The 26,113-nt window shown below is 60.2% G+C and carries 28 protein-coding genes; 7 read left to right on the forward strand and 21 right to left on the reverse strand.

Annotation, left to right across the window (positions count from 1 at the left end; all coding sequences use genetic code 11):
• Positions 1–198 precede the first annotated feature (198 nt).
• The 3 genes from AC5I5B_RS16415 to AC5I5B_RS16425 all read left to right on the forward strand — a co-directional run bounded on the left by AC5I5B_RS16415 (position 199) and on the right by AC5I5B_RS16425 (position 3,054).
• Entirely contained in the window at positions 199–1,242 is a 1,044-nt protein-coding gene (locus AC5I5B_RS16415; protein WP_111780929.1) for an ABC transporter substrate-binding protein, read from the forward strand.
• Between the two features lie 208 nt (positions 1,243–1,450).
• On the forward strand, positions 1,451–2,239 hold the full coding sequence (locus tag AC5I5B_RS16420) for an ABC transporter ATP-binding protein (RefSeq protein ID WP_162690383.1): 789 nt from the start codon (positions 1,451–1,453) through the stop codon (positions 2,237–2,239).
• Positions 2,236–3,054, forward strand: a complete 819-nt coding sequence (locus tag AC5I5B_RS16425) for an ABC transporter permease (RefSeq protein WP_099085520.1) — start codon at positions 2,236–2,238, stop codon at positions 3,052–3,054. The genes AC5I5B_RS16420 and AC5I5B_RS16425 overlap by 4 nt, the downstream gene beginning before the upstream one ends.
• Positions 3,055–3,239: 185 nt before the next feature.
• On the opposite strand, the gene AC5I5B_RS16430 is transcribed toward AC5I5B_RS16425, so the two are convergent.
• The 9 genes from AC5I5B_RS16430 to AC5I5B_RS16470 all read right to left on the reverse strand — a co-directional run bounded on the left by AC5I5B_RS16430 (position 3,240) and on the right by AC5I5B_RS16470 (position 9,199).
• Positions 3,240–3,926 (reverse strand): metal-binding protein ZinT, encoded by a 687-nt coding sequence (locus tag AC5I5B_RS16430; protein WP_111834267.1) that lies wholly within the window; start codon positions 3,924–3,926, stop codon positions 3,240–3,242.
• A gap of 169 nt (positions 3,927–4,095) precedes the next feature.
• Entirely contained in the window at positions 4,096–4,917 is an 822-nt protein-coding gene (locus tag AC5I5B_RS16435; protein ID WP_003501978.1) for a mechanosensitive ion channel family protein, read from the reverse strand.
• A gap of 75 nt (positions 4,918–4,992) precedes the next feature.
• Entirely contained in the window at positions 4,993–5,511 is a 519-nt protein-coding gene (locus AC5I5B_RS16440) for a tyrosine phosphatase family protein (RefSeq protein ID WP_003501980.1), read from the reverse strand.
• Positions 5,508–6,131: a YfbR-like 5'-deoxynucleotidase gene (locus tag AC5I5B_RS16445; protein ID WP_060726123.1), complete on the reverse strand. Its 624-nt coding sequence runs from the start codon at positions 6,129–6,131 to the stop codon at positions 5,508–5,510. The genes AC5I5B_RS16440 and AC5I5B_RS16445 overlap by 4 nt, the downstream gene beginning before the upstream one ends.
• 2 nt (positions 6,132–6,133) lie before the next feature.
• A complete protein-coding gene (gene ygfZ / locus AC5I5B_RS16450) occupies positions 6,134–6,982 on the reverse strand; it encodes a CAF17-like 4Fe-4S cluster assembly/insertion protein YgfZ (protein ID WP_111834515.1) in 849 nt (282 codons plus the stop codon).
• A gap of 122 nt (positions 6,983–7,104) precedes the next feature.
• Positions 7,105–7,869, reverse strand: a complete 765-nt coding sequence (locus tag AC5I5B_RS16455) for a hypothetical protein (RefSeq protein WP_111793945.1) — start codon at positions 7,867–7,869, stop codon at positions 7,105–7,107.
• 14 nt (positions 7,870–7,883) lie between these two features.
• Positions 7,884–8,141, reverse strand: coding sequence for a hypothetical protein (locus AC5I5B_RS16460; RefSeq protein WP_003501987.1), 258 nt, complete (start codon positions 8,139–8,141; stop codon positions 7,884–7,886).
• A 105-nt stretch (positions 8,142–8,246) separates the two neighbouring features.
• Positions 8,247–8,684 (reverse strand): TIGR02301 family protein, encoded by a 438-nt coding sequence (locus AC5I5B_RS16465; protein ID WP_060724008.1) that lies wholly within the window; start codon positions 8,682–8,684, stop codon positions 8,247–8,249.
• 98 nt (positions 8,685–8,782) lie between these two features.
• Complete coding sequence (locus tag AC5I5B_RS16470; RefSeq protein WP_060724009.1) at positions 8,783–9,199, reverse strand: NUDIX hydrolase; 417 nt, start codon at positions 9,197–9,199, stop codon at positions 8,783–8,785.
• A 129-nt stretch (positions 9,200–9,328) separates the two neighbouring features.
• Here AC5I5B_RS16470 and AC5I5B_RS16475 point away from each other — a divergent pair, with 129 nt between their 5' ends.
• Positions 9,329–9,652: a YnfA family protein gene (locus AC5I5B_RS16475; RefSeq protein WP_031234137.1), complete on the forward strand. Its 324-nt coding sequence runs from the start codon at positions 9,329–9,331 to the stop codon at positions 9,650–9,652.
• A gap of 9 nt (positions 9,653–9,661) precedes the next feature.
• Positions 9,662–10,423 carry an SOS response-associated peptidase gene (locus AC5I5B_RS16480; RefSeq protein ID WP_065694921.1) on the forward strand — a complete coding sequence of 254 codons (762 nt, stop codon included), beginning with the start codon at positions 9,662–9,664 and terminating at the stop codon, positions 10,421–10,423.
• Positions 10,424–10,506: 83 nt separating this feature from the next.
• Here the strand turns inward: AC5I5B_RS16480 and AC5I5B_RS16485 are convergent, their stop codons facing one another.
• The 6 genes from AC5I5B_RS16485 to AC5I5B_RS16510 all read right to left on the reverse strand — a co-directional run bounded on the left by AC5I5B_RS16485 (position 10,507) and on the right by AC5I5B_RS16510 (position 18,250).
• Entirely contained in the window at positions 10,507–11,799 is a 1,293-nt protein-coding gene (locus AC5I5B_RS16485) for a GGDEF domain-containing response regulator (RefSeq protein ID WP_003501996.1), read from the reverse strand.
• Between the two features lie 388 nt (positions 11,800–12,187).
• The gene (locus tag AC5I5B_RS16490) at positions 12,188–12,319 is read right to left on the reverse strand and encodes a hypothetical protein (protein WP_003496883.1); all 132 of its coding nucleotides are present in this window, start codon (positions 12,317–12,319) and stop codon (positions 12,188–12,190) included.
• Positions 12,320–12,491: 172 nt separating this feature from the next.
• The gene (gene pssA, locus AC5I5B_RS16495) at positions 12,492–13,361 is read right to left on the reverse strand and encodes a CDP-diacylglycerol--serine O-phosphatidyltransferase (RefSeq protein ID WP_020009523.1); all 870 of its coding nucleotides are present in this window, start codon (positions 13,359–13,361) and stop codon (positions 12,492–12,494) included.
• A gap of 22 nt (positions 13,362–13,383) precedes the next feature.
• Positions 13,384–14,082, reverse strand: coding sequence for a phosphatidylserine decarboxylase (locus AC5I5B_RS16500; protein ID WP_111834268.1), 699 nt, complete (start codon positions 14,080–14,082; stop codon positions 13,384–13,386).
• A gap of 164 nt (positions 14,083–14,246) precedes the next feature.
• Positions 14,247–16,133 carry an ABCB family ABC transporter ATP-binding protein/permease gene (locus AC5I5B_RS16505; protein WP_111834269.1) on the reverse strand — a complete coding sequence of 629 codons (1,887 nt, stop codon included), beginning with the start codon at positions 16,131–16,133 and terminating at the stop codon, positions 14,247–14,249.
• Positions 16,134–16,243: 110 nt separating this feature from the next.
• Positions 16,244–18,250 carry a LysM peptidoglycan-binding domain-containing protein gene (locus AC5I5B_RS16510; RefSeq protein ID WP_099085518.1) on the reverse strand — a complete coding sequence of 669 codons (2,007 nt, stop codon included), beginning with the start codon at positions 18,248–18,250 and terminating at the stop codon, positions 16,244–16,246.
• Between the two features lie 156 nt (positions 18,251–18,406).
• Here AC5I5B_RS16510 and AC5I5B_RS16515 point away from each other — a divergent pair, with 156 nt between their 5' ends.
• The gene (locus AC5I5B_RS16515) at positions 18,407–19,027 is read left to right on the forward strand and encodes an LOG family protein (protein WP_003502006.1); all 621 of its coding nucleotides are present in this window, start codon (positions 18,407–18,409) and stop codon (positions 19,025–19,027) included.
• Positions 19,028–19,216: 189 nt separating this feature from the next.
• On the forward strand, positions 19,217–20,977 hold the full coding sequence (locus tag AC5I5B_RS16520; RefSeq protein WP_111834270.1) for a peptidoglycan D,D-transpeptidase FtsI family protein: 1,761 nt from the start codon (positions 19,217–19,219) through the stop codon (positions 20,975–20,977).
• Between the two features lie 70 nt (positions 20,978–21,047).
• Here AC5I5B_RS16520 and rarD read toward each other — a convergent pair whose 3' ends face one another.
• The 6 genes from rarD to cysS all read right to left on the reverse strand — a co-directional run bounded on the left by rarD (position 21,048) and on the right by cysS (position 26,072).
• Positions 21,048–21,956 carry an EamA family transporter RarD gene (rarD, locus tag AC5I5B_RS16525; protein ID WP_003502010.1) on the reverse strand — a complete coding sequence of 303 codons (909 nt, stop codon included), beginning with the start codon at positions 21,954–21,956 and terminating at the stop codon, positions 21,048–21,050.
• Between the two features lie 216 nt (positions 21,957–22,172).
• Entirely contained in the window at positions 22,173–23,129 is a 957-nt protein-coding gene (gene pip, locus AC5I5B_RS16530) for a prolyl aminopeptidase (protein WP_111780921.1), read from the reverse strand.
• Between the two features lie 3 nt (positions 23,130–23,132).
• The gene (locus AC5I5B_RS16535) at positions 23,133–23,591 is read right to left on the reverse strand and encodes a GFA family protein (RefSeq protein WP_003502014.1); all 459 of its coding nucleotides are present in this window, start codon (positions 23,589–23,591) and stop codon (positions 23,133–23,135) included.
• Complete coding sequence (locus AC5I5B_RS16540; RefSeq protein WP_060724015.1) at positions 23,591–24,064, reverse strand: GFA family protein; 474 nt, start codon at positions 24,062–24,064, stop codon at positions 23,591–23,593. Before AC5I5B_RS16540 ends, AC5I5B_RS16535 begins: the two co-directional genes overlap by 1 nt.
• Positions 24,061–24,429 carry an endonuclease domain-containing protein gene (locus tag AC5I5B_RS16545; RefSeq protein WP_111834271.1) on the reverse strand — a complete coding sequence of 123 codons (369 nt, stop codon included), beginning with the start codon at positions 24,427–24,429 and terminating at the stop codon, positions 24,061–24,063. Before AC5I5B_RS16545 ends, AC5I5B_RS16540 begins: the two co-directional genes overlap by 4 nt.
• A gap of 257 nt (positions 24,430–24,686) precedes the next feature.
• The gene (cysS, locus tag AC5I5B_RS16550; protein WP_111834272.1) at positions 24,687–26,072 is read right to left on the reverse strand and encodes a cysteine--tRNA ligase; all 1,386 of its coding nucleotides are present in this window, start codon (positions 26,070–26,072) and stop codon (positions 24,687–24,689) included.
• Positions 26,073–26,113: the final 41 nt, after the last annotated feature.

Raw genomic sequence — 26,113 nt, forward strand, 5'->3', positions numbered from 1 at the left:
CTCTGGGTGAACGATACTGCTTTCGCTTCGTTGCATTCGCGATGGGCAGATTGCCGGCTTTTTGCCTGTCTTGTGATTGTTTGTGCATATAAAATAAGCACACAAAATAACGGCTATTTTGTATGCAATTTTATCTTGCCTTGAGGGTTGGAATTGGGTCTTATGCAACCAATCCAACAAAACCATCAGGGGGAACAGATGATTTTAACGCGCAGGTTGTTGACCAGAGCTCTGGCCATTACCGCCATCGGTGTAACCGCCGGCTTTTCGCTGCCGATCATCGAGGCGCGGGCCGAAACACCGGTGAAATTCACGCTCGACTGGAAGTTCGAAGGCCCCGCCGCCGGTTTCCTGCTGGCGCTCGACAAGGGTTACTTCAAGGCTGAGGGTCTCGATGTCACCATCGACAGCGGTAACGGTTCGGTTGAAGCTATTCCGCGCGTGGCGACCGGCGCCTATCAGATGGGTTTCGGCGATATCAATTCGGTGATGAAGTTCCTCGACGAAGATCCGAGCCAGAAGATCAAGGCCGTATATATGGTCTATGAGCGCCCGACTTTCGCCGTGGTCGGCCGCAAGTCGCTGGGTGTCACCGGTGATCCGAAGTCGCTGGAAGGCAAGAAGCTCGGCGCGCCGCCGCCGGATGGCGCTTTCGCGCAATGGCCGGCCTTCAAACAGGTGGCGGGTCTCGACGACAGCAAGATCAAGATCGAATCGATCGGTTTTCCGGTGCGTGAACCGATGCTCGCCAAGGGCGATGTCGACGCCGTTTTCGGCTTTGCCTTTTCGGTGATCCTCAACCTCAAGAAACAGGGCATCGCCGATGACGATATCTCGACCATCCTGATGGCCGAGCACGGCTTGAATCTTTATGGCAATGCGGTGCTGGTAAACACTGATTTCGCAGAGAAAAACCCGGAAGCAGTAAAGGGCTTTCTGAAAGCACTGGCCAAGGGCTTCGCCGATTCAGTCAAGAACCCCGAAGAGGGCGTGGCGGCTGTGCTCAAGCGCAACGAGACGCTCGACAGCGCCATCGAGCTTGAACGCCTCAACATGGCCAACAGCATGAATATCAAGACGCCCTATGTGGTGGAAAACGGCATGGGCGGCGTCGATCCTGCCCGGCTTGCGGCCTCCGTCGAAACGTTGAAAGTCTCCCTCGGCCTGAAGGGCAACGTCAAGGCGGAGCAGGTGTTCGACGCGACCTACCTGCCGGCCAAGGAAGAGCGCATGCTTCCGTAATGGGCGGAGTGAGCGGGTGCGGCATGCTTCTTCTCCCCGCCGGGGAGAAGGTCGCGGCAGCGGGATGAGGGGGCAAGCTCTCGGTCTATCGCTGGCGCTGCCCCCTCATCCGACCCTTCGGGCCACCTTCTCCCCGGCGGGGAGAAGAAACAAGCTGCAACGCTGCAGGGTTCAACCGCCCGATCAGCAACTTAAAACGGGGACAGCAATGTCACATCTCGTGGAAATAGACAGTGTCGACATGCGTTACGGCGGCTCCGCCGGCACGCTGGCCGTATCCGGCTTGAACCTGACGGTCGACAAGGGTGAATTTGCCGCAGTGGTCGGTCCCTCCGGCTGCGGCAAGTCGACCCTGATGAAGCTGGTGACCGGGCTGCATATTCCGCAGAAGGGCAATGTCATCGTTGCCGGGCGGCAGGTCACGGAGCCGGTTTCCATTGTCGGCATGGCGTTTCAGAACCCGACGATGCTGCCCTGGCGCACAACGCTCGAAAATATCCTGCTGCCGCTGGAAATCGTCGAGAAACATCGCCGACGCCTGCGCGCCCATAAGGCGGAATATGTCGCGAAAGCCGAGCGGTTGCTGGAAATCGTCGGCCTGAAGGGTTTCGGTTCAAAATACCCGTGGCAGCTTTCCGGCGGCATGCAGCAGCGCGCCAATCTTTGCCGGGCCTTGATCCACGAACCGGAACTACTGATGCTGGACGAGCCTTTCGGCGCGCTCGATGCCTTCACCCGCGAGGAATTGTGGTGCGTCATCCGCGACCTGCACGCCGCACAGCGTGTCACCATCATCCTTGTGACCCATGATCTGCGCGAGGCGACATTTCTGGCCGACAAGATTTTCGTGATGAGCGCAAGGCCGGGCCGCGTGCTCGCGGAACACCGCGTTCCGTTTGCCCGCCCGCGCCAGCTCGATATCATGTACGACAGGGGTTTCAACGACATGGTGCAGGAACTGCATGGCGAGATCGCCCAGGCGAGGGTGGCGGCATGAGCGCGATCCTGGAAAGCACCGTTGCGGCCGAGTCGCGCAAGCCGCTGATCGCCCGCGTCAACTGGGTGAAAGCCGCTCCATGGCTTTATACGCTGGCGCTTTTCGTGTTGTGGGAACTGCTCGTCCATGCGCTGAAAATGCCGCCCACCATTCTGCCGTCACCGGTAAGGGTTGGACAGGCCATCATGCAATATTGGTCGCCGATCTGGAAGAATTCGCTGCAGACGCTTTATACGACGACACTGGGTTTTGCCATTGCTGTGGCCGCCGGTCTTGCCATCGGTCTGTTCATCGGCTGGTCGAAAACCATCTATGCCGGGCTTTATCCGCTGATGATCGGCTTCAACGCCATCCCGAAAGTGGCGCTTGTGCCGATCCTCGTCATCTGGTTCGGCATCGGCACGGTCCCCGCCGTGTTGACCGCCTTCCTGATTTCCTTCTTTCCCATCGTCGTGAATGTCGCGACCGGGCTTGCCACCATAGAGCCGGAAACGGAAGATGTGCTGCGGGCGCTCGGCGCAAAGAAGATGGATATCATGCTGAAGGTCGGCATTCCGCGTTCCATGCCCTATTTCTTCGGCTCGCTGAAAATCGCCATCACGCTCGCCTTCGTCGGCTCGGTCGTATCGGAGACCGTCGCTTCCAATTATGGCCTCGGCAACATGATGAGTTCGGCCCAGAGCCAGTTCAATGTGCCGCTCGTCTTTGCCGGCCTGCTGATGCTCGCGGTGGAAGGCATCGTCATGTATGCGATTATGGCCTGGCTTGAAAAGCGCATGACCGGCTGGGCGCATCGTTCGACCATGGGGCAGTGAGCCTTTCTTCTCCCCGCCGGGGAGAAGATGCCCCGGAGGAGTAGATGAGGGGCACCGCCAGCGATAAGCCGAGAGCTTGCCCCTTCATCCCGCTGCCGCGACTTTCTCCCCCTCGGGGAGAAGGTGACAAGCGGCAACCGCTCGCGTCATTCACGCATGCTGCGGAAGACCGCTAAGTTACGGTCTCAATGCGCCGCCATTTCTTTCACGATATCGCCGCCGTCCATCAGGAAGGGATAATAGGTCGGCCAATTGGTCACTTCGTCCAGCAGCGCCTTGCGGTCAGCTCCCCAGTAGAGATGGTAATGGCCCGCCTTGACCGGGGCTATGGAGTGATCGCTGAACTGGATGAATTGCGGTGCGGCCTCATCGCCGCCGGTTTTCTTGAAGATGTAGCGGACACCGCGATTGCCCTTCTTGTAGGTCAGGATTTCATGGCCGTCGCTGACATAGGTGCCTTCAGCGGGCTTGCCGTCCTTATAAAACGCCACGCTGTCACTCTTGATGACGATGCGGTTTACATCGGTCTTGTAACCGATGTCGTAATAGGCGCGGTATTCGGCGGCGGTCTTGTCGCCATGGGCCGCTTTTTCGGCCATGACGGGGTCCAGCGAGCCGTTCAGCAAGTAGGGATAGACCGACTGCCAGTCGCCTTCCCAGTCGGAAAGCGCACGTGGTTTCACCTGCGCATCCTCGAAATAACCCTTGTAGATCTGCTTTTCCGCCTCGGTCATCTGGTGGCCGTGATCGTGTCCATGGTCGTGGCTATGGGCTGCGGGTTTGTCGCCACCGGCAGCCATTGCCGTGGTCGCCGCCAGCAGCATGGAACCAAGTGCGACAGCGCCGGTGACGCGGGTGAGTATCTTCTGCATTGTTTCGGCCCTCTCATATCCATAAAAGTAAGTTACGTAATAACATTACGTAACGACCTATAGAGGCCACGTCAGCGGGATGCAAGTGTGTGCTCCAACGCAACGCAACGAAAAAGCGCGATGGCTCTTGCAGCCACCGCGCTTGAAAAGAGGGGGGAGAGGTGAGGTCTCAGGCAGGCTGCGCGTTCACTTCCGCCTTTCGTTCGTCGAAGGCGAGCTTCATGGCCTTCGTCACGTCGCGGGTTGTCGCGAAATAACTGTCGCTGCGCACCCAGTAGCGCAATTTGACGGTGGCGCTGTCGGCGCTGACCGAATCGACGAAGGTGACGGGGGCGGGGTCCAGCAAAACCCGGCTCTCCGAGCGCACGACTTTCATCAGCATATTCTGCGCGGCCGTGAGATCCTCGTCAGTCTTGACCGTCAGGCTCAGTTCGTGACGGCGCGAGGGAAAACGGCTGTAATTGGTGATCGGCACGTTCCAGAGGGTGGAGTTGGGCGCGAGACGATAGAGCCCATCGCTGGTCTTGAGTTCGGTGGCAAAGAGCCCGATCTCGATCACCGTGCCGCTGACCGTGCCGGTCTCGATATATTCACCGACCCGGAAGGGACGCAGCACCAGAAGCATGATGCCGGCGGCAATATTCTGCAGCGTGCCCTGCAGCGCCAGACCAATGGCCAGACCGGCGGCGCCAAGGGCGGCGAGAATGGAGGCGGTCTGCACCCCGAACTGGCCAAGCACCATGACCAGTACCAGAATGAGAACCACATAGCGGATGGCGCCTGCGAAGAAGCCGGCGAGCGTCGCATCGAAGCCGCGAATGCGCGACAGGCCCTGAAAGGCCCAGCGTTGCAGGAAGGTGGCGGCCAGCCAGCCGATGATCAGCAGCAGAAGCGCACCAACGACCGAGAAGGAATATTGCACCGCAAGCGCGCTCGCCTGCTGCAACGCCGCCTGCGATGCGACGATGATATCCGTTGCCTGTTGTTCCATGAATTATCCTGTGATTTTTATTGCTGTTCAGGGTTGGTAACGACTGGACGCCGTGAGGGTTCCGCTAAAACGGCCTCAGGCGCCAAGCGGCAGTACGAAGGGCACGTTACCATCCGTATCCGCGCCCCTGCCGATTTTTTTGATCGCCGCCACCAGCCTGCCGTCGCGTCCAAGCAGACGGTCGCCGATGGCAATGATGCGGGCATTCGGCGTGGAATAGGGTGAGACGGCGCGCAGGCGCAGCGCAAGCTCCATTTCATCCTGGTCAGGATAAAGGCTGAGCGCTGCGATGACGGCGGCGGCGGGCGAGCGCGAAACACCCATCCAGCAATGGATGAGCAGCGGCGCGGACTGGTCCCATTCGCGGGCGAAATCGATCAGCCTCAGCACATGCGCATCATCAGGCGCGATGAGATCAGCGGTGCCCTTGAATGTGATGTCGTTCATGGCAAGCGTCAGATGCCGATCTGCGGCAATGACGGCAGGGCGGTGAAAGGCCTGCTCTTTGGCGATCAGTGTCACCATTTCGCGGGCCTTGTGTTTCACGGCCATCTCCGCGATCCGCGACAGCGGCGATACGACAATGGCCGTCATGTCGCGCTCCCCGTCCTGACCGCGCGCAGCGCCTCGATAGCCTCGAAACGTTCGATGAACAGCTTTTGCGCTTCGGTGGAGGGCAGGGGCGTAATGTCGAACATATCGCGGGTAATGCCGCGCGGCAGGCCGAAGAATTTCTGCGCCTCGGCGGTGGAAAAACCGGCAAGCTCCGTCGCCTCGAAAAAGGCGGCGACCGTGTCGGCCTTCTTGATGCGGTCCTTCAAGTCGCGCGATGCATGTGGTGGCAGGCCGAAACGCAGATGCACGGCGGCCTCCAGCCGTTTTTCCACGGTCTTGTAACCACCGCCGACCACGGATTTGAACGGCGAGATCATATCGCCGATGACATATTCCGGCGCGTCATGCAGAAGCGCCATCTGCATGTCATCAGGCGTCGCACCCGTGCACATGCGGCAGAAGATGGTTTCGACGATGAGGCAATGCTGGGCGACGGAAAAGGCGTGGTCGCCGCGCGTCTGGCCGTTCCAGCGGGCGACACGGGCAAGGCCGTGGGCGATATCGGCAATTTCCACATCGAGCGGCGAAGGGTCGAGCAGATCGAGCCGCCGGCCGGACAGCATGCGCTGCCAGGCGCGCGGGCTTTTTGCGGGCGTCACTCTTAATCCTCCGCCCGAGCCGCGGGATCGACCGCCGGGAAGGAAAGGCCGCTCCAGGCCGGCAGGGCCACGGTCACGGGAACAGTCTCGGCAAGAAGCGGCGTGCCCGAAGCAAGCGCATCGGCAATGCGGTCGATCCGCACGATGGCAAGCGCCCTGTTGCCGCAAACGGTTCCAAGCGTGCCGACCGGTTTTCCATCGGCGGTAATCTCCGCCCCGCTGGCGGGCAACGCGCCTCCGGCCGAAACGGTGACGACGCGGCGTCTTGCCGTACCGCGGTGCTTCATGCGCGAGACGACTTCCTGACCGACGAAGCAGCCCTTCCTGAAGGAAACGCCGTCATTCACATCCATCAGAACATCATGGGGAAAAGCATCCTGCAGCGCATAATCCCGGCCGGATTCGGCAATGCCATGGTCAACGCGCAGCGCATCATAGGCCGCAACATCGCCCGAGGCCGATGCGCCCGGTAGCCTGAAGAGATCGATTCCGGCCTTGGCGAAACGGCCGTCCCTGACGCCTGCCACCGGTGCAGTCTCGGTCCAGAAAACGCTCACACCTTCTACCGTCTCGACTTTGAGGTCGACCGGTGCGCGCAGCTTGTACATGGTCAGGCGGCGCAGCAATGCGTCCTGTTCGGCGGCGCCCGTTTCGATCAGATAGTCCCCGCCATCGCGCCAGATCAGGAAATCGAACAGGATCTTGCCCTGCGGCGTCAGAAGTGCCGCGGCCCGGGCCTCGCCTGCCGGCAGATTCTCGATATCTGCGGTGATGAGGTTGTTCAGAAACTCCTCGGCGCCGGTGCCGGAAACCCGGATCAGGCGGCGGTCGGCAAGAAAGGCGGAAGGCATGGTGTCACCGTTCGGTTCGTCGAGACTATGCGGATAGCAGGCAAGATGCAGATGCATTTGCCGGAATGCTCATTCCGCACAGTTAGGATTTTTGCCCGAGAACGGCAAGCACTGCGATGCGATCAATCGCCGGCGGTGAAGAACTTCCACTTGCCGTCAGGCGAAATGCCGACGCGATAGAAGCTGTAATTGCCAAATTCCTGCATGTCCGCCAGATCGCCCGCCGTGATGATTCGCAGAAGCTCCACCTTTTCCGGTGCAGTCAGCGTATTCAGCGGTTTTCCGGCAAAATAGGGGAAAACATAGGCTTCGTCAGGGGTGCCGGCATCGATATGGGCATAACCGGTCGACAGGAGATCGATGATGATCGCCAGCACTTCCAACCCGTCCGGATCGCCGGAATAGCTTTTCAGCGCTGCAATCGGGTCTTCGCTGTCACTGCCGTCGATGCGGAACTGGTTCTGCCCGGCGGCGATGAAGGGCCGCAGCTTTTCGATATCGCCTGACGCGGCGGCGTCGATGATCTGCTGGCGCAGCTTGCGCACGGGTTCCGGCGCCTTGGAAATGTCGTGCTCGATTACAACAGACATTTCCGGGGTGTTATCGGGCTTGGCGGATTGCTGGTTTGCCTGGCCAGCGGAACGGTCCACCAAAGGGTCGGGCAGGGGAATGCCTTCCGAATCGCCTTCGATCTCGTCCGGCTCAGCAGGCTGGGCCTGCTGCGGCTGCTCGCTCTCGGCCTTCGGCTCGCTTTCGGTGTTCTGCGCCGGCTTCAGCTCGGAAAGGGCAAAGGCGCGGCTCGGCACGCCAATCGGACCGGCGGTCAGGGCAAGCAGAATGGACAGCAGGGCGGAAGAGCGCAAAAGGCCCTTGCTCAGGCAAGACATGATAGACCCCGGCTTTACTGTATTACCCGCTGCGGCGAAAATTCGCCCTGAAGCATGCGCTGGCGCAGCGATTCCAGCATTGCTTCAGCGCCGGCCTCGCCATGGATACGGATGGTTTCGCGCATGGCCAGAGCGATGGCGGCATCGGCGATGATCTCCGGCTCGATGCCGTCGGCCATGCCGTCAGCCCATGCCTCGTTCTGGTGTTCCAGAGCGACCTGCATCTTTTCATGCACGATCATATCGTCGATTTCGTTACGGCTTGTCTGCATTTTTCATCCTCGACAGGGCGGGCAAGTCCTTACCACCCTGTTAACAACACTAGCAGCCTTTTATCAAAACGGCACGGGCTGCGGCGAAAAGAGGTTAACAATCCTCTAATTTCCGAACCTGGACGCGATTTCCTGCGCGAGTGTTGCCCCTTCGTTACGGTAGTTCTCTTCTGCCATGATGGCGGCGCGTGTGCAACTGGTGTGGATGGCCGCAAAGGAGCGGTATCCACGGTTGAATGCAGCCGTCATGCGCTGACGTCGTTCAGGTTCGTTGGCCGTGTCCGCAGCCAGAAGATCGCTCATCGACCTGCGCCAGTCCTCCGGTCCGGAAGAGGGGCACAGGGTTCTCAGATATTGCACCGCGCCCAGTATTTCCGACAGCCGTGCCAGCTTGTCGTCATAAGGAGCGGGCTTGGGCGGTATCGCTTCCGCCGGACGTGCCTCGGAAGCCGGTTTTGAAGGCTGCGCAAAAGCGATGCCTTCTTGCCCTGATATGGCAAGCATGGTCAGAAAAAGAGACAGGAAGATGGTTGGCCGTATCAAAATTCTATTCTGCCCCACACATACTCGTGAACTGTTGGCTCGTGACCATCCGGCGGGCGGATCAGTCCTAGATAATAGCGATTCTGGCTGACTGGCAATCATGCAAGCAGGCGCTCGGCGCATTCGACCACACTTTCGGGCGCAGGCAGAAGGCGGATTTCCGCCAATGTGTACCACCCGGCATCCGCCGCATCGTCGCCCACAGTCACGACGGGATCGGCATCCGTCTCCACGGTGAAGACGGAGAGGAAATAATGGCTCGTCAGCACGCCTTCAGCGTCGCGGGAGGGAAGATCATAGGTCGCGAAAAGCTGCGGCCTTCGCGCCACGATACCGGTTTCCTCGTGCAATTCGCGCAGCGCCGTCTCGGCTGCCGTTTCGCCGTCTTCGCCGCGCCCGCCCGGAAAGGCGAACATGTCCTTCGAGGGCGGGTTGATACGGCGCACGAGAAGCAGCCGGTCTCCGTTCCTGACGATGGCGGAGGAGGCAGCGCGGGGCTTGATACGAAGGGTCATGAATGGTTTCGCTTGTTTCGGCCGTCTGCGGCCTGTCTATAGTGTCGTGGTCCGGAAAATCGATTCCGGTTTCCGAAGTGAGCGTTATAGTCCGGAACTGTCGCGATTGTGCATGCTAAAGACGGTGGAATGAAGGTCTATCTTATCTATGTCCTGGCGGCTCTTGCCGAAATCGCCGGCTGTTTTTCCTTCTGGGCCTGGCTGAAACTCGGCAAGACCGGGTGGATATTGCTGCCGGGCATGCTGGCGCTTGCCGCTTTCGCCTGGCTTCTGACACTGGTTCCGACAGAGGCGGCGGGCAGGGCTTACGCCGCCTATGGCGGGATTTACATCGCTGCGTCGCTTTTCTGGCTCTGGGGCGTGGAAGGGCATGCGCCGGACAAATGGGATATTGCCGGCGGCGCTGTCTGCCTTGCCGGCACCGCCATCATCCTGTTCGGACCAAGGGGTTGAGGAAAAAGCATGTGTGGACGTTTCGTGCTGAAGGCGACACCCGAGGAGATCGCCGACTATCTCGATCTGATCGGCCTTGAGGATTTTCCCGCCCGTTTCAACATCGCACCGACGCAGCCCATATTGATCGTGATGGAGGGGGAGCGGCAGGAGCGCGGCAGCAACCTGCCCAATCGCCGCGCCGTGCTGGTCCGCTGGGGTTTCATGCCGGGCTGGGTAAAGGACCCGAAGGATTTTCCGCTGCTCATCAACGCCCGTTCGGAAACCGCCATCGGCAAGGCCTCCTTCCGCGCCGCCATGCGCCATCGCCGCGTGCTGGTGCCCGCAACCGGCTTTTACGAATGGCGACGCCCGCCGAAGGAGGAGGGCGGCAAACCGCAACCCTATTTCATTCGCCCGAAAAGTGGCGGCATAGTCGCTTTCGCCGGCCTCATGGAAACCTGGTCTTCCGCCGACGGTTCGGAGGTCGATACCGGTGCGATCCTCACCACCGCCGCCAATGCCGCGATCGGCCGTATTCACGACCGCATGCCTGTTGTCATTGCGCCCGAGGATTTCAGCCGCTGGCTGGATTGCAAGACCCAGGAACCGCGCGAGATCGTCGACCTGATGCGGCCGGTTCAGGATGATTTCTTCGAGATGATCCCGGTATCGGACAAGGTCAACAAGGTCGCCAATGTCGGTGCCGATCTCATCGAGCCGGTGCCGGAAAGCGCGCCGCTGGCGAAGATCAAACCGGCGAAGGATGACGGGCAGATGTCGCTGTTTTGAGATGCTTTCCGAGGAAGTTGAGGTCAGCCGTCGTTACGCGGCACGCGCTCGGTCCCACACAAGACTATCTTGTTCAGAAAAGCTCAGCTGTTCCGGCCGATCTTCTGCAGGCCTTCCTGGATCATGATGTCGGAATAGACGCGGTTGCGGCCATTTGCCTTGGCGAGATAGAGCAGCTGGTCCGCCGCATTCAGCTGGTTGTCGAAGGGTTCGCCCTTTTCGATCTCCACGACGCCGAGCGAAATCGTCAGGGCGAGGCTGCTGCCGCTCAGCTGCCGACCGTTCTTTTCCACCTGTCCACGCAGCTCTTCGCAGAACTGATAGGCGGCTCGCGCATCCAGCCCACGTAGGAACACGGCAAACTCCTCGCCGCCGAGGCGGGCGGGAATATGGCGTTGTTCATCGCACATGTCATGCAGCAGTTCGGCCAGCTTTTTCAACGCCCTGTCGCCGGCATCGTGCCCCAGCGTGTCATTGATCTTCTTGAAATGGTCGATGTCGAGAATGGCGACGGCGCCGCTCTCGTCATTGCCGTTGATGACATCCATCAGCGCCCGCGTGCGCTCGAAGAAGGAGCGGCGATTGGGCAGACCGGTGAGGTGGTCTCGTTCGGCCAGCTCGCGCAGGCGTTTAAGCTGCTTCAGCGTCTCGATATTGTTATCGATGCGGCACTGCAATTCTTCCGGCACGAAAGGGCGGTAGACGAAATCCGAGGCGCCCGCCTTCAGGAAGCTTGCCGAAAGCAACCGGTCGGTGGAGGACGATATGCCGATCACCCGCAAATCTTCGGATGAGCGGCTGTCGCGGATGCGGCGCGTCAGCTCATAACCGTCCATGTCGGGCATATGGTAGTCGGTGATGACAAGCTGGATCGTCGGGTCCTGCGACAGTATTTCCAGCGCCTGCTTGCCCGAATGGGCCTCGCTGACCCTGAAATTCTGCCGTTCCAGAATTTCCACGAGACCGGAGCGGGCTGTGCGAACATCATCGACCACCAGGACGGAAAAAAGCTTGTTGCTCAAAATCCGCTGGACCGTTCTGACCACCGCATCGACGGTGCGATGGCCGTCCTTGACAATGTAGTCGATGATCTTCTTTTCGGCGTAGCGCTTGCGCGCCTCGTCATCCACCGTGGCGGTGAAAACGATCGCCGGCACCTTACGCTCGGATAAAAGTGCGAGAATCTCGCCTTTCGGCGCATCGGGCAGATTGAGACCCGTCAGCGCCAGCGTGAAACTATGGGCCTGCATGAGGGCATCGGCCGCGGCCATGCTGTCGCAATGAACAACCTCGGCTTCCGTTTCTTCCGAAAGCCGCGTCTTCAGCAGCATGGAAAGAGCAACGGAATCTTCAATCAGAAGGATTTTATCCTGCATGGCCGTCCCAAGCCCCCCTGGCCTGTCTTCACAATCTTCCCCCAACGCCGAATATTCGTCATCCGCATTTCTGCGAATTCGAAAATTGGCTTATTCATTGTTGTGGAAAAAAATGCGGAATAGAAAAGTTCTTTTGTATTCACTAATCTATACGTCGCTGTTCGTATAGCCTTCTTGTGGAAGGCGAGATTTTTACTACATTTTCGTTTCAGCTTCGTTACAGAAGGTTGCCAATTTTGCAAATGATTGACGATCCGCGGTTTCGCGGAACGCCATATACAAAAACGGCGCCCGGAAAAGGCGCCGCATGCTTGTTGATCTTCCGTCCGCAACTCTCCGTTTTCCGGGTAGTCCGCAAAAACCGGGAAAATCAAAAAAGCGAATATTTTCAGGCGGTTTTGGCAGCGGGCTTACGCTTCAGCATCAGGGCTGCGGCCGCAACGGCCTTCAGTCCGAGCGGGCGGTAGTGGCTGTTGAGGTCGGGCTTCGCCTGCGGCTGTGCCTTCGTCTCGTTCGTCATTTCTCTCTCTCCACAATTCACGCCAATCGCCGTTGCGATGCGTGTGAGCCACTTCTTTCGCGGCTAATCTTGACGGATTCGAGGCAAAAAAAACGAAGCCGGCTTTTCAGGCTGCGACATTTTGCGTCACACCCTGCACCGGCTTGTAGCGAGAAAAAATAAACCTGCGGTTTTAAATGCCGCGATCGAGGCCGTTGCCGCCGTTCGCGTCGTCATGCGCGTCTTCCTCGATTGTCAGCGTGCCGTAGCGGCGGTGCCAGAGGCGGGCGCTGATGGGGATGAAGACGAGATAGGCGGCAACGGTCAGAACCAGAACCTCCCAGGTGAAGCTCATCAACATCGCCACATAGAGCACGACGACGAGGATCATCGGCAGCACCAGATCGCGGCGGATGCGGCTGGTGCCCGATTTTCCCGACCAGACCGGCAGGCGGCTGATGAGGAGATAACCGATCAGGACCGTATAGGCGGCGGCGACATAGGCAAAGGGCTTGTCCGGCTCGACGCCGAGGAAGCCGAGATAGACAGGCAGAAGCACCAGCATGGCGCCCATCGGGGCCGGCACGCCCACGAAAAATTCATTCTGCCAAGGCGCCTTTACCGGCCGCTCGATCATGACGTTGAAACGCGCCAGACGCAGGCCGGCGGCGATGACATAGATGAGGGCGGCGATCCAGCCGATGGAACGCGCCTGATCGAGAAGGTAGGCGTAGACCACGAGGGCAGGGGCGACACCAAAATTGACGATATCGGCCAGCGAATCCATCTGTTCGCCGAATTTCGACGTCGCTTTCATCATGCGGGCAATGCGCCCGTCTATGCCGTCGAGAAAGGCGGCCAGCAGTACCATGCCGACGGCCAGCTCGAAGCGGCCTTCAATGGCGAGACGCACGCCGCTCAGGCCCGCACAGATGGCCAGAACGGTGATGAGGTTGGGAACGACGAGGCGGAAGGGAATTTCCCTCAGCCGGGGTCCACGGCCGCTGTCGCTGCGGCCCTCGGGTTTGCCGTTCTGTTGCGGCTCGGCGATCGGCGTTTCCATGCGCATGCCCTTCCTGTTTCCGTCAGCCGCGGCGGCTGACGACCGGACCCTTGGCCGAGCCGAATTCGGCAAGCACGGTTTCACCGGCAATCGCCGTCTGGCCGACCGATACACGCGGCTCGAAACCTGCGGGAAGGAAGATATCGAGTCGCGAACCGAAACGGATAAGACCGAAACGCTCACCGGCATCAACAGGTTCATTCGGCTTCACCCAGCAGACGATGCGGCGTGCAACCATGCCGGCGATCTGCACCACGCCGACCTTGCCGTGCGAAGTCTCGATGACGAGGCCGTTGCGTTCATTGTCTTCGGAAGCCTTGTCGACTTCCGCATTGAGGAAGAGGCCGGGACGGTAGGCGACATTGACGATGCGGCCGCGTACCGGCGCGCGATTCACATGGCAGTTGAACACGTTCATGAACACCGAGATGCGCACCAGCGGCTCCTTGCCGAGTTCCAGCTCCAGCGGCGGAACGACGCTCTGCACGGCGGAAACCTTGCCGTCGGCCGGGCTGATGATGAGGTCGTCATCCTGCGGCGTGACGCGCTCGGGGTCGCGGAAGAAATAGGCGCACCAGGCCGTCAGGACGAGGCCGACCCAGAACAGCGGTTCGGCGATCCAGCCGAGCACCAGCGATGCGACGAAGAAGGCCGCCACGAAGACATAACCTTCCTTGTGGATCGGTACGATGGTGTTGCGAATGGTGTCGAACAGATTCATGAGATTCCTTGCTCCGGTTTTCGTCTGCCGCGTCTATATGTGGTCGTGATACGACACGCTCCACACGGCAATGCGACAAATTTTGCCTAGCTGGTTACAGCCAAACGCCCCGCGCGGCAATGGCGGGGTTCGTCCGTCGGCCCAGTTACCCCGGGGTATAGCCATCAATGGGCGGGTTCGCCGCGGTCGATGACACCCAGATCGTCGGTTTCGCGAACATGGCGCAGCATTTCCTCCGCCCGGATCGCCTCGCGCTGGCGGCTCCACATCGAGGCATAGAGACCGTTCTGCGTCATCAGCGAGCTGTGGGTGCCGCGTTCGGCAATCAGCCCTTCCTTCAGCACGATGATCTCATCCGCGCCGATGACGGTGGAAAGCCGGTGGGCGATAACTAGCGTCGTGCGGTTCTTCGAGACGATATCGAGCGCGCTCTGGATTTCCTGTTCGGTGTGGGTGTCGAGCGCCGAGGTCGCCTCGTCGAGAATGAGGATCGGCGGGGCTTTAAGGATCGTGCGGGCAATCGCCACGCGCTGCTTTTCACCACCGGAAAGCTTCAGGCCCCGTTCACCCACCATGGTCGCGTAGCCCTCCGGCAGCTTGCCGATGAAGGCGCTGATCTGTGCCGCATCCGCCGCCGCCCTCAGTTCCTCGTCGGTTGCCGAGGGGCGACCGTAGCGGATGTTATAGGCAAGCGTGTCGTTGAAGAGCACGGTATCCTGCGGCACCATGCCGATCACCGAGCGCAGGCTCTTCTGCGTCACGTCGCGAATGTCCTGCCCGTCAACGGTGACGGAGCCTTCCTGAATATCGTAGAAGCGATAGAGCAGCCGCGAGATCGTCGATTTTCCCGCACCTGAAGGCCCGACGATCGCCACCGTCTTGCCCGCCGGCACGTCGAAGGAAACGCCCTTCAGGATCGGTCTTTCGGGGTCATAGGCGAAGTGCACATCGCGGAAGGAGATGGCACCTGGGCCGGCCGCGAGCGGTTCTGCATCCTGCCTGTCGGTCACTTCGGCTTCCACCTCCAGAAGGTCGAACATCTGCTCGATGTCGGTCAGGCCCTGGCGGATTTCGCGATAAACGAAACCGATGAAGTTGAGCGGCACCGAAAGCTGCAGCAGAAGCGCGTTGACGAAGACGAAATCGCCGATGGTCTGTTCGCCGCGCTGCACGGCAAGCGCCGACATCACCATCATAACGGTCGAGCCGATGCCGAAGATCACGCCCTGACCGAAGTTCAGCCAGCCGAGCGACGTCCAGATCGAGATCGCCGACTTCTCGTAGCGCTCCATGGCGACGTCGAAACGCCGCGCCTCCATCTCCTCATTGCCGAAATATTTGACCGTCTCGAAATTCAGGAGCGAGTCGATCGCCTTGGTGTTGGCGTCGGTGTCGCTGTCATTCATGGCGCGGCGAATGCCGATACGCCAGTTGCTGGCCCGCACGGTGAACCAGATATAGGCCCAGACGGTGATGACCGTGACCAGCACATAGGAAAAACCGTAGGAAGCCCAGAAGATGATCGCCGTCAGCAGGAATTCGATGAAGGTCGGCGCTGTGTTGAGGATGGTGAAACGGACAATGGTTTCAATGCCCTTGGTGCCACGCTCGATAACCCGCGAAAGCCCGCCGGTCTTGCGCTCCAGATGGAAACGCAAAGAAAGCCGGTGCATGTGCACGAAGGTTCTGTAGGCGAGCTGGCGCACCGCATGCTGGCCGACGCTCGCAAAGAGGGAATCGCGCAGCTGGTTGAGCCCGACCTGGATCAGCCGCGTCAGATTGTAGGCGATAACAAGTGCGACGGCGCCGAGCAGGAAGGCCGGGACCAGTCCTGCCATATCGAGCTTGCCATTCAGCGCATCCGTTGCCCATTTGAAGAAATAGGGAACGGCGATCAGCACCAGCTTGGCGACGATGAGGAATACGGTCGCCCAGACCACCCGCATCTTCAGGTCCCACCGACCCTCCGGCCACATATAGGGCCAGAGATTGATCAGCGTCTGGGTCGGATTGCTGGAATCCGCCGAAATTGTTTTTTTGGTCGTGGCCATCATTCTCTCCGGTCACTGCCGGAAGCCGACAGCAGGACGGCGGCTCTGGTCAAGCCGCCGCGCGTGTCACAGATAGGGTCGTCACGGGTTCACCGCAACGCTTCAAATGCTCAGGAACCGCTCTTCAGCCGCTTGCGGTGAAGTTCCTCCGCATTCGGCAGGGCTTCCTTTGGCACGCCGAAAATCTGGCCGGGCTCGATCAGGTCGGGGTTTTTGATCTGGTCCTCGTTGGCGAGATAGATGGTCGTATAACGCACGCCCTGTCCGTACGCGCGGCGCGAAATCTGCCACAGCGTATCGCCGCGGCGAATGATGACGCTGTTCTGGCTTTCGGCCAGCGGCGCCTGCTCGAAGGTCTGCGGGCCAGCAGGGGCCTGCGGTGCCGGTGCGGGCGGCGCGGTGATGTGCAGTTCGGAGAGCCGGCTTGCCAGCGAAGCGATGCCCTTGCCGATTGCCGCCACGTCGTTCGGCCATGCCTCGACCGATGTCAGCAGCTGGCGCGCCTTGGCGGTGATATCGCCCGCAAAGGCGGTGAAGGCAGGCTCGGTCGCGGCCGCTGTACGGAATTCCGAAAGCGATTTCAGGCCGATGACGACGGCGGAGCGGCCGGCAATGGCCTGGTCGAGCGCCGGCGTCGCCTGATCCCTGTAGAGATTGGAGAGAATGCCGAAGGCCTTGGCGACATCGGCGCGCAGCTTTTCGAAAGCGGCGCGGTCGCTTGCCGTGCTCTGGTTTTCAGCCGGTGCCGCGGTCGTGGTCGCCGAAGATGAGGTGGATGGCGCCTGCATGGCGACGGTTGCCTGATCGGTCTGCGGCCGCTCGAAGGGAACGCGCACGCGCACTTTCGCGGTGCCGTCGGCATTCAGTTCCTCGACGGTGATGATATGGCTGCCGACGGCAAGATCGACATCGCCTTCGATGACAAAATGACCCGAGGCTTCCGTCGTGGTCTTGCCGATTTCCGTGTCGTCGACAAGCGCGCGCACCGTCGAACCCGCGGGCGCGGAACCCGCGACGAAAATCTTCGATCCTTCGAACTCGACGGCAGTGACCTGAACGCTCGACGTTAGCGGAGCCGCGGCGGACGGAGCTGTAGTACCGGCGAGCGGCGCGGCGGCGGTGTTGGCGCTGGTCTCAGATGTGGCCGCAGGCTGTTGCGATGGCGCGGCCTGCGGCTTAAGCGCCGGGGGTGCTGCCTCCGGCATGGCCAGCACGCGGCTCGCCTTGCCAGGCTTGGCAACCATGGCCAGAAGCTCGCCCGCCTTGCCATCAGGCACGGAAACGGTCGCCACTTCCTCGGACTGCGTCGCCTTGCCGTTGGCGTCGGTTGAACGCAGAACGAGCTCGTGATCGCCTGGGGGAAGGGGATTGTCGAAAACGGCGGCGAAATCGCCGGTGCCGTCAATGGTCGTCTGGGCGACCACCTTGCCGTTGCTGAGGATTTCGAGCTTTGCGCCGGGCTGCGCCTTGCCGGCGATTACGGCCGAACCATCGGGCTCGACGCGCAGAACGTCGAAAGTCGGCGCGCCGGAAGAAGACTGTGCCGTATCGGCTGGTGCTGCGGCCGGCTTTGCCGGTTCGGGCGCACCATCGTCGGTGCCGGCGAAGACGCCCGCCAGACGACGCACCTGTGCCGCCGCCGCCGCAGCATTGTCAGGCAGGCCGCGCAGGAACGCCGTGGTGCGTTCGGCCGCAGTGCGGGCCGTGGTGATGAGCCGCGACGTCGTTTCATCCAGCGACTCGGGAATTTCGATATTCGTCAGTTCCTTGAGCGAGGTCTCGACCTTCTTGCGCGCCGCCGCGAAATCGGCGTCGGAGGGAACCTTGCTATCGGCGAAAAGAGTGGTCAGATCCTTGATCGACTGGGTTGCGGAAGCCGCCAGGCGCCCCACCTTATCGGCGATGTTGGCCGTCTCCTCGGCCGCATCGGAGAGGATGTCGCCCGCCTTGTCACTGCCCATTTCAACGCTGTTCTTCACGGCGTTGCCGGCCTCGTTGATGGCGTCGCCGATCGGTTTGCCGTCATTGGAAATCCGCGGCAGGACGAAAAAGATCATGAGCAGGGACGCAATGCCCAGCACGATCAGCGCCAGCAAACCGGCTTTATTGTTTTTCATCCTGGAATCTCCGGGTATTTCAAGCTTTTCACACGAGTTGAGATTGCTAGCGTCTTACCTTGCGACAGACAAGCGGCGAGTGGCCAAAAGGCCATATTTGCAAGGGATTTCCCAAATTTTCTTGACGTGCCGCATCGCACATAGTTCCTTCCCTTCATGACGGACAAAAATACACCGATTCGATCCATCTGCGTTTATTGCGGCTCCCAGCCCGGACGTGATCCGGCCCATATGGAAGCAGGCCGCGCGCTTGGGAAATCCATTGCCGAAAACGGCATTCGCCTCGTTTATGGCGGCGGCACCAAGGGCATCATGGGCGCGGTTGCCAGTGGCGTTCTTTCCAATGGCGGCGAAGTAACCGGCATCATACCGGAATTTCTGGTCGATATGGAGGCAACGCGCCATTCTCTCGGACAATTGAACGAGCTTGTCATCACCAAGGACATGCATGAGCGCAAACATATGATGTTCGAGCGCTCCGATGCCTTCGTGACCCTGCCGGGCGGTGTCGGCACCCTGGAAGAGATCGTTGAGATCATGACCTGGGCGCAGCTTGGCCGTCACGCCAAGCCGATGGTCTTCGCCAATATAAACGGCTTCTGGAACCCGATGCTGGAACTGGTGCAGCACATGCGCGACCAGGGCTTCATCCACCGCGCCCACCTTCTCAACCCCCTTGTTATCGACGAGGTGAAGGATATCGTGCCCGCCATCATCGACCGGGCGCTGGCGCAGCAGAACCCGGAAGGCGATCCCTCGGTGATTTCCCGCCTCTAGACGCGGCGATTGTTAACGGCCGCTTGGCGGCTCGTTACAATTTTAAATGTATATTAATACAGATTTAACGGCGGCATCGGTCCGCCCGCTCTTTCCATGGCCCCGCGAATGATCTTGTGCCAGCCTCAATAGGGCGTTGGTTGTCGCGGAATTCGTTTTCGCCGCCATGAGGGTGGGTGTCATCAGGAAATGATTGCTTTTGTGGTGCGGCTCAAAAGCCGGGCGCATTTCATTATCAGGAGAAGTCCCGGAGAGGGCAGTGAGGCGATCCTCGGCTCCGCCGCCCGCCGCAGGGGCGATGCGCGCATGAGGCTCGGCATCCTGATTACCGCCTTTGTCGTCATCTATGGTGTCGTCGCCGCGCGTCTCGTCCAATATGGACTTGCCGAACCGGTGGCGACCGCATGGATCAACACCGGCGTCAATGCCGTCGCTTCCCGGCCGGATATTGTCGATCGCAATGGCATGCTTTTGGCGACGGATCTCAATATGGTCTCGCTTTATGCGGATCCGCGCAGGATCGTCGATCCGGACGAGGTGGTGGAAAAACTCGCAACCGTCATTCCCAACATCGACTGGCGTGAAACGCACCGCAGATTGCGTTCGGATACCGGCTTCCAGTGGCTGCGACGCCAGCTGACGCCCCGGCAGCAGGCGGATATTCTCAATCTCGGCATACCGGGCATTGGTTTCCGGCCGGAAAAGCGACGGTTTTATCCGGGTGGCCCCACCGCTTCGCATATTATCGGCCACGTCAATGTCGACAATCAGGGGCTTGCCGGCATGGAGCGTTACCTCGACCAGCAGGGGCTTGCCGATCTGCGCGCGGTCGGTCTTGCCAGCGGCGCGCCGCTGGAGCCGGTGCGGCTCTCCATCGATCTCAGGGTACAGAACATCGTCCGCGAAGTGGTCGTGAAGGCGAAAAGCGCCTATCAGGCCGAAGCCGCCGGTTCGGTGATCCTCGATGTGGAGACGGGCGAAGTGCTGGCCATGGCCTCCGTGCCGGATTACGATCCGAACGAACCTTCCCGCACCCTTGCCGATGGCAGCATCGACAGGGAGTATGAAAAGGGCTGGTTCAACCGCATGAGCAACGCCACCTTCGAGATGGGCTCCACCTTCAAGAGCTTCACGCTGGCCATGGGGCTGGATGCGGGGGCGATCACACTCAATTCGGTGGTCGATGCGTCGCGGCCGATCCGCATGGGCGGCTTCACCATCAAGGATTTCAAGGGCCGGAACCGGCCGCTCTCCATTCCGGAGGTGTTTCAATATTCATCGAATATCGGCACGGCGGCGGTGGCCGACAAGGTCGGCGTCGAAGGCCATCAGCAGTTCCTGACGAAACTCGGGCTTCTTACCAGAATGGACACGGAAATGCCCGGTGTGGCCACCCCCACCCAGCCGAGAAACTGGAAGAAGATCAATTCCGTCACCATCTCCTTCGGCCATGGCGTCGCCACCACGCCGTTGCAGACGGCGGTGGCCGCAGCAGCCCTCATCAATGGCGGAAGTCTGATTTCGCCGACCTTCCTGCCGCGTTCGAAAGAGGCTGCGGTATCGCTGGCGAGCACCGTCATCAAAGACAAGACCAGTGCGGATATGCGTTACCTGTTCAACTGGAACGGCATCAAGGGCTCCGGCCGTGGCGCGCAGGTGGAGGGATTTCACGTGGGCGGCAAGACCGGAACCGCCGACAAGGTGATCAATGGGCGTTACGCCAAGGATATCAATTTCAACGCCTTCGTGGCCGGTTTTCCCATGCACAAGCCGAAATATGTCGTGCTGACGATGATCGATGCTCCGAGGACCGGCGTGAATGGCGGGCGCACGGCGGCCTCGACAGCAGCCCCCATGACCCGCGAAATCATCGCCCAGACGGCAGGCCTTCTCGGCGTCAAGCCGCGTTTCGGTTATGACGCGACACCGCAATTGCTGGTGGACTATTAACTTCCACTTCGCTCATTCCTGTGACGAACACGGGGAATGAGGAAGGATAGAAATCCCGACGCCGTAGGCCCTATCGCTTGAGCCGCAGCAGGCTTGAGCCTGTATAGATCGCCAGCGCGACCCAGATCATCGCAAAGGCCGCCATCCGCACCATGTCGAAGGGTTCCTTGAAGACGAAGATGGCGATGAGGAAGATCATCGTCGGCGCGATATATTGCATGATGCCGATGGTCGACAGCCGCAGCAGTTTTGCGCCATTGCCATAGAGGATGAGCGGCACGGCGGTGATGACGCCGCTGGCTGCCAGAAGCCAGGTGTCGGCCGCATTGCCACCCATGAAATGCGCCTGTCCGCTGAACCCCAGCCAGGCCATGACCAGCACGGCAGGGATGGACAGCAGCATGACTTCAAGCAGGAAGCCCTGCGTTGCGCCGATGGGCAGCGTCTTGCGGAAGAAGGCGTAAAAACCCCAGGACACGGTGAGCGCAATGGAAACCCACGGCAGGCTGCCCGCATGCCAGGTGAGGATCGCGACTGCGAGCGCCACCAGAACGATGGCGGCGATCTGCGCCGGATAGAGTTTTTCCTTCAAAAGCACTGCTCCGAGGAAGATGCTGAACAGCGGATTGATGAAATAACCCAAAGCCGCATCGAGCGCGCGACCCGCACCGATCGCCCAGATATAGACACCCCAGTTGATGCTGATCAGAGCGGCCGTAAGGCTCGCCATGGCAAGCATTTTCGGGTTTTTCAGCGCCGCCCTGATTTCCGTCGTCCGCCCGATCGCTATGAGTACGGCAGCGGCGATCGGCACCGACCAGACGACGCGGTGAACGATGACCTCGATCGGCGAAATATGCGCAACCGCCTTCATGTAGAAGGGAAGGAACCCCCACAGCAGATATGCGGAAAGCGCGAAAGCAAAACCGCGCGCGCTATCGCCGCCCTCTTGGGCCGGGAGCGTTTTATCGAGTGCCATGGGAGTACCGCCAATTATTAGGGATGGCCCTTCATACCGGATCGGCGTGGTGCGAGCCAATTCATTTCCGTGAAGCGTCCATGAGAAAAACTGCATGAATAAAAGGCGGTTTGCCCTTGAAACGGGCTGCTGTCGCAATCTGCCGGATGATAGCCGCTGGAAAGCCCGCGTGAATCATTCTCTCATCCGGCCGGGCCAAAGCTCTGAAAAGACTGATTATTTCCCTGCAAAACGGTTGGTTGCGCGGATCAGCTGGTCAAGGATGCCGGGCTCGCTCATCGAGTGTCCGGCCGCCTCGATGATATGGAAATCCGCCTTCGGCCAGGCCTTGGCAAGCTGCCAGGCATATTTCAGCGGGCAGGGCATGTCGTAACGGCCATGCACGATGACACCCGGAATATCCCTGAGCTTGCCGGCATTGCGCAGCAATTGCTCTTCCTCCAGCCAGCAGCCGTTGACGAAGAAGTGGTTCTCGATGCGTGCGAAAGCGATGGCATATTTGTCCTCGCCGAAATCCTCGACCCGTTCCGGATCGGTGACCAGCGAGATGGTCGCGCCTTCCCACTGGCTCCATGCCCTGGCGCATTCCAGCTTCTTGGTTTCGTCCGCGCCGGTGAGATAACGATTATAGGCCTGCATCATCGCGCCGCGTTCCGCTTCAGGGATTGGTGCGATGAAGTTTTCCCAGCGATCAGGGTACATTTCGGAAACACCGAACTGGTAATACCAGTCCAGCTCCGGCTTCGTGACGGTGTAGATGCCGCGCAGAACCAGTTCGCTGACGCGGTCGGCATGGGTTTCGGCGTAAGCGAGCGCCAGCGTCGAGCCCCAGGAACCGCCGAAAACCAGCCATTTTTCAAAGCCGCACAGTGCGCGCAGTTTTTCCATGTCGGCGACCAGATGCCAGGTGGTGTTGGCTTCCAGTTCCGCATGCGGCGTGGAACGGCCGCAGCCGCGCTGATCGAACAGGATGACGTCGTAAAGTGCCGGATCAAAAACCCGGCGATGCGTCGGGTTCACCCCACCACCCGGACCGCCATGCAGGAAAACCGCCGGCTTTGCACCGCGTGTGCCCACCCTTTCCCAATAGATCGTGTGGCCGTCGCCGACATCGAGCATGCCGGTCTCGAAAGGTTCGATCTCGGGGTAAAAGCCGCGCAATTCTTCGGTCATGTCTTAGTTTCCTTCGGGTGGCCATTTGGCCGTGTCGTGATCCGGGTGTTGATAGGAGGTGATCTCCGCCTCGTCGACGCCCTGTTCCACTGCCGGCTTGCCGAAGAGCTGTTCGATCCACGGCATGCGCTTGTGGAAATTGACCTGCACCTGCGGTTCGATGCGCTCCGGCTCGTCAAAAGCGCCAATGGCGATCTCCACGCCGCCGGGATAATGATAGGTCAGCGGCGTGCCGCACTTGTTGCAGAAACCGCGATGGATTTTTGCCGAGGAGCGGAAGAGGGATGGCTGGCCGCGCGTCCAGGTCAGGTGCGCCTGATCGGCACTGACCAGCGCGCCGAAGAAATTGCCGAAATGTTTCTGGCACATGCGGCAATGGCAGATGGAAGCGCGGCCGAGCTTGCCCGCATGGAAACGCACGGCGCCGCACTGACAGCCGCCGGAAAATCCCGCTTCGCTCATTATTTGTTCTCCGGTGGCCAGTTTTCTGTGTCGTGGTCGGGGTGCTGATAGGAAACGAGATCGGCGAGATAGTCCACCTGCGTCAGGTCGTCCTCGGTGGCAACGGCAGGCAGCGTGTGAAGGCTGTCGACGAAATCGATCTTGCGTTCCACGCCCCACTGAATGGTCGGCGGCAGCGCGGCGGGATCATCGAAGGCCCCGGCCGCCACCGCCACACCGTCAGGCGCCTCATAGGTGAGCGGCGTACCGCATTCGGAGCAGAAACCGCGCTTGACGACACTGGAGGACTGGAAGCGTTTCGGCTCTCCCCGGGTCCATTCAAATTCCACGCCGCGCACCGAAACCAGCGGCGCGTAATAGGCACCAAAGGCCTTCTGGCACATGCGGCAATGGCATATGGAACTGTCTTTCAGCTCCCCGCTGGCGCGAAAACGGATCGCGCCGCACTGGCATCCGCCGGTATATGTCGTCATGGCCGGTCCTCCTTCACCGTTCGGATAATGCGGAGACAGACATTGTCGATGTCCTTCAGAATATCCTCGTTCCAGAAACGGAGGATTGTCCAGCCGTCTTCCTGAAGCCGTCCAGTTCTTTCCTGATCGTTGCGTAGCGCCGCCTCGGATGTGTGTTGAGAACCATCGACCTCAACGATGAGTCGATGATCCGAACAAGCGAAATCAACGATAAAGCCGGCAATCGGCATTTGTCTGCGAAAACTTAGTCGTTCAAGGCGATGAGCGCGAATGGCGTTCCAGAGCTTCAGCTCGGCATCCGTCATGACTTTACGCATCTGCTTCGCATATTTGCGATGCATCGGATCTACGTCTGCATGCGGCATGATTTGGCTCGCTGTTTAGTGCCTCAACTTAGATTGGTTGAGGTAACTCAAAACCGCAAGCAGATTGTGGCGACCGTCGGCCCCCCTCTGCCCTGCCGGGCATCTCCCCCACAAGGGGGGAGATCAGCTGGGAGCGAACCCCCGCTCCCTATTAAGCGTTAGAGATGGGCGAGCGACAACCGCGATTGATCTCCCCCCTTGTGGGGGAGATGCCCGGCAGGGCAGAGGGGGGTAAGGCCGCTAGCCGCAACGCTAAATTACCGCTTCAACTCCCACGTCGTCGTCCGTTCCCCGGTCTCCTTGTCCTTGCCATCCTTCAGCTGAATGCCCTTCTCGGAAAGCTCGTCACGCAAACGATCGGCCTCCGCAAAGTTCTTCGCCTTCAGCATTTCCAGACGCAGCTCAACCAGCGCATCGACGGCGGAAACGATGGCCTCGTCCATTTCCGTCTTCTTCGGCAGGACACCGAGCAGGGCAGCACTCGCCGCAAAGGCGGGCAGCCTGGATGGATCGGTATTGGCGGCATGCGCCAGCGCATGCAGGGCCTGAACGGCGGCAACCGTGTTGAGATCGTCGGCGAGCGCCTCGAGCACGGTTTCGTCCGGGGCGGCATCTGAGGCTTCCGCCGCCGGCCACTTGGCGAGCAGGCGTTCAGCCTCTTCCAGACGCTTCACCGAAAAATCGATCGGCTCGCGATAATGCGTCATCAGCATGGCAAGGCGCAGAACCTCGCCCGGCCATTGCCGACCGCCGAATTTGTCCGTGTGCAGCAATTCGTAGATCGTCACGAAGTTACCCTCGGACTTCGACATCTTGCGGCCTTCCACCTGCACGAAGCCGTTATGCATCCACACATTGGCCATGACATGCGTGCCGTTGGCGCAGCGCGATTGCGCGATTTCGTTCTCATGATGCGGGAAGATGAGGTCGAGCCCGCCGCCGTGAATATCGAAAACTTCACCGAGATAGCGACCGGCCATGGCCGAGCATTCGATGTGCCAGCCCGGACGACCGCGACCCCAGGGGCTTTCCCAGCCCGGTTCATTATCCGAGGACAGTTTCCACAGCACGAAATCGCCGGGGGTCTTCTTGTGGGCTTCCACCGCCACGCGCGCGCCCGCCTGCTGTTCGTCCAGCGGCCGCTTGGAAAGCTGGCCGTAATCCGCCATCGACCGGGTATCGAACAGCACCTCGCCGCCTGCCGTATAGGCATGGCCGCGGGCGATCAGCTTCTCGATGAGGTCGATCATCTCGCGGATATAGTCGGTGGCGCGCGGCTCGACGGTCGGCGGAAGGCAACCGAGCGTGGCCACATCCTCATGGAACTGATCGGCGGTCTTTTTCGTCACCGCATGAATGGCGTCGTTCAGCGGCAGATGCGGATAATCCCTCAACGCCCGCGCGTTGATCTTGTCATCGAGATCGGTGATGTTGCGGGCATAGGTCACATGGTCTTCGCCAAAGACGTGGCGCAGCAGCCGGTAGAGAACATCGAACACGATGACCGGGCGGGCATTGCCGATATGGGCAAAATCATAGACCGTCGGACCGCAGACATACATGCGCACATTGTCAGCGTCGATCGGCGCAAATTCCGCTTTTTCGCGTGTGAGTGTATTGTGAAATTTCAGGCGCAAGGACATGCGGCAGTTCCCTAGAGGCAGAATATTATCCTGGCCGGAAC

Source organism: Agrobacterium sp. (assembly GCF_059499945.1).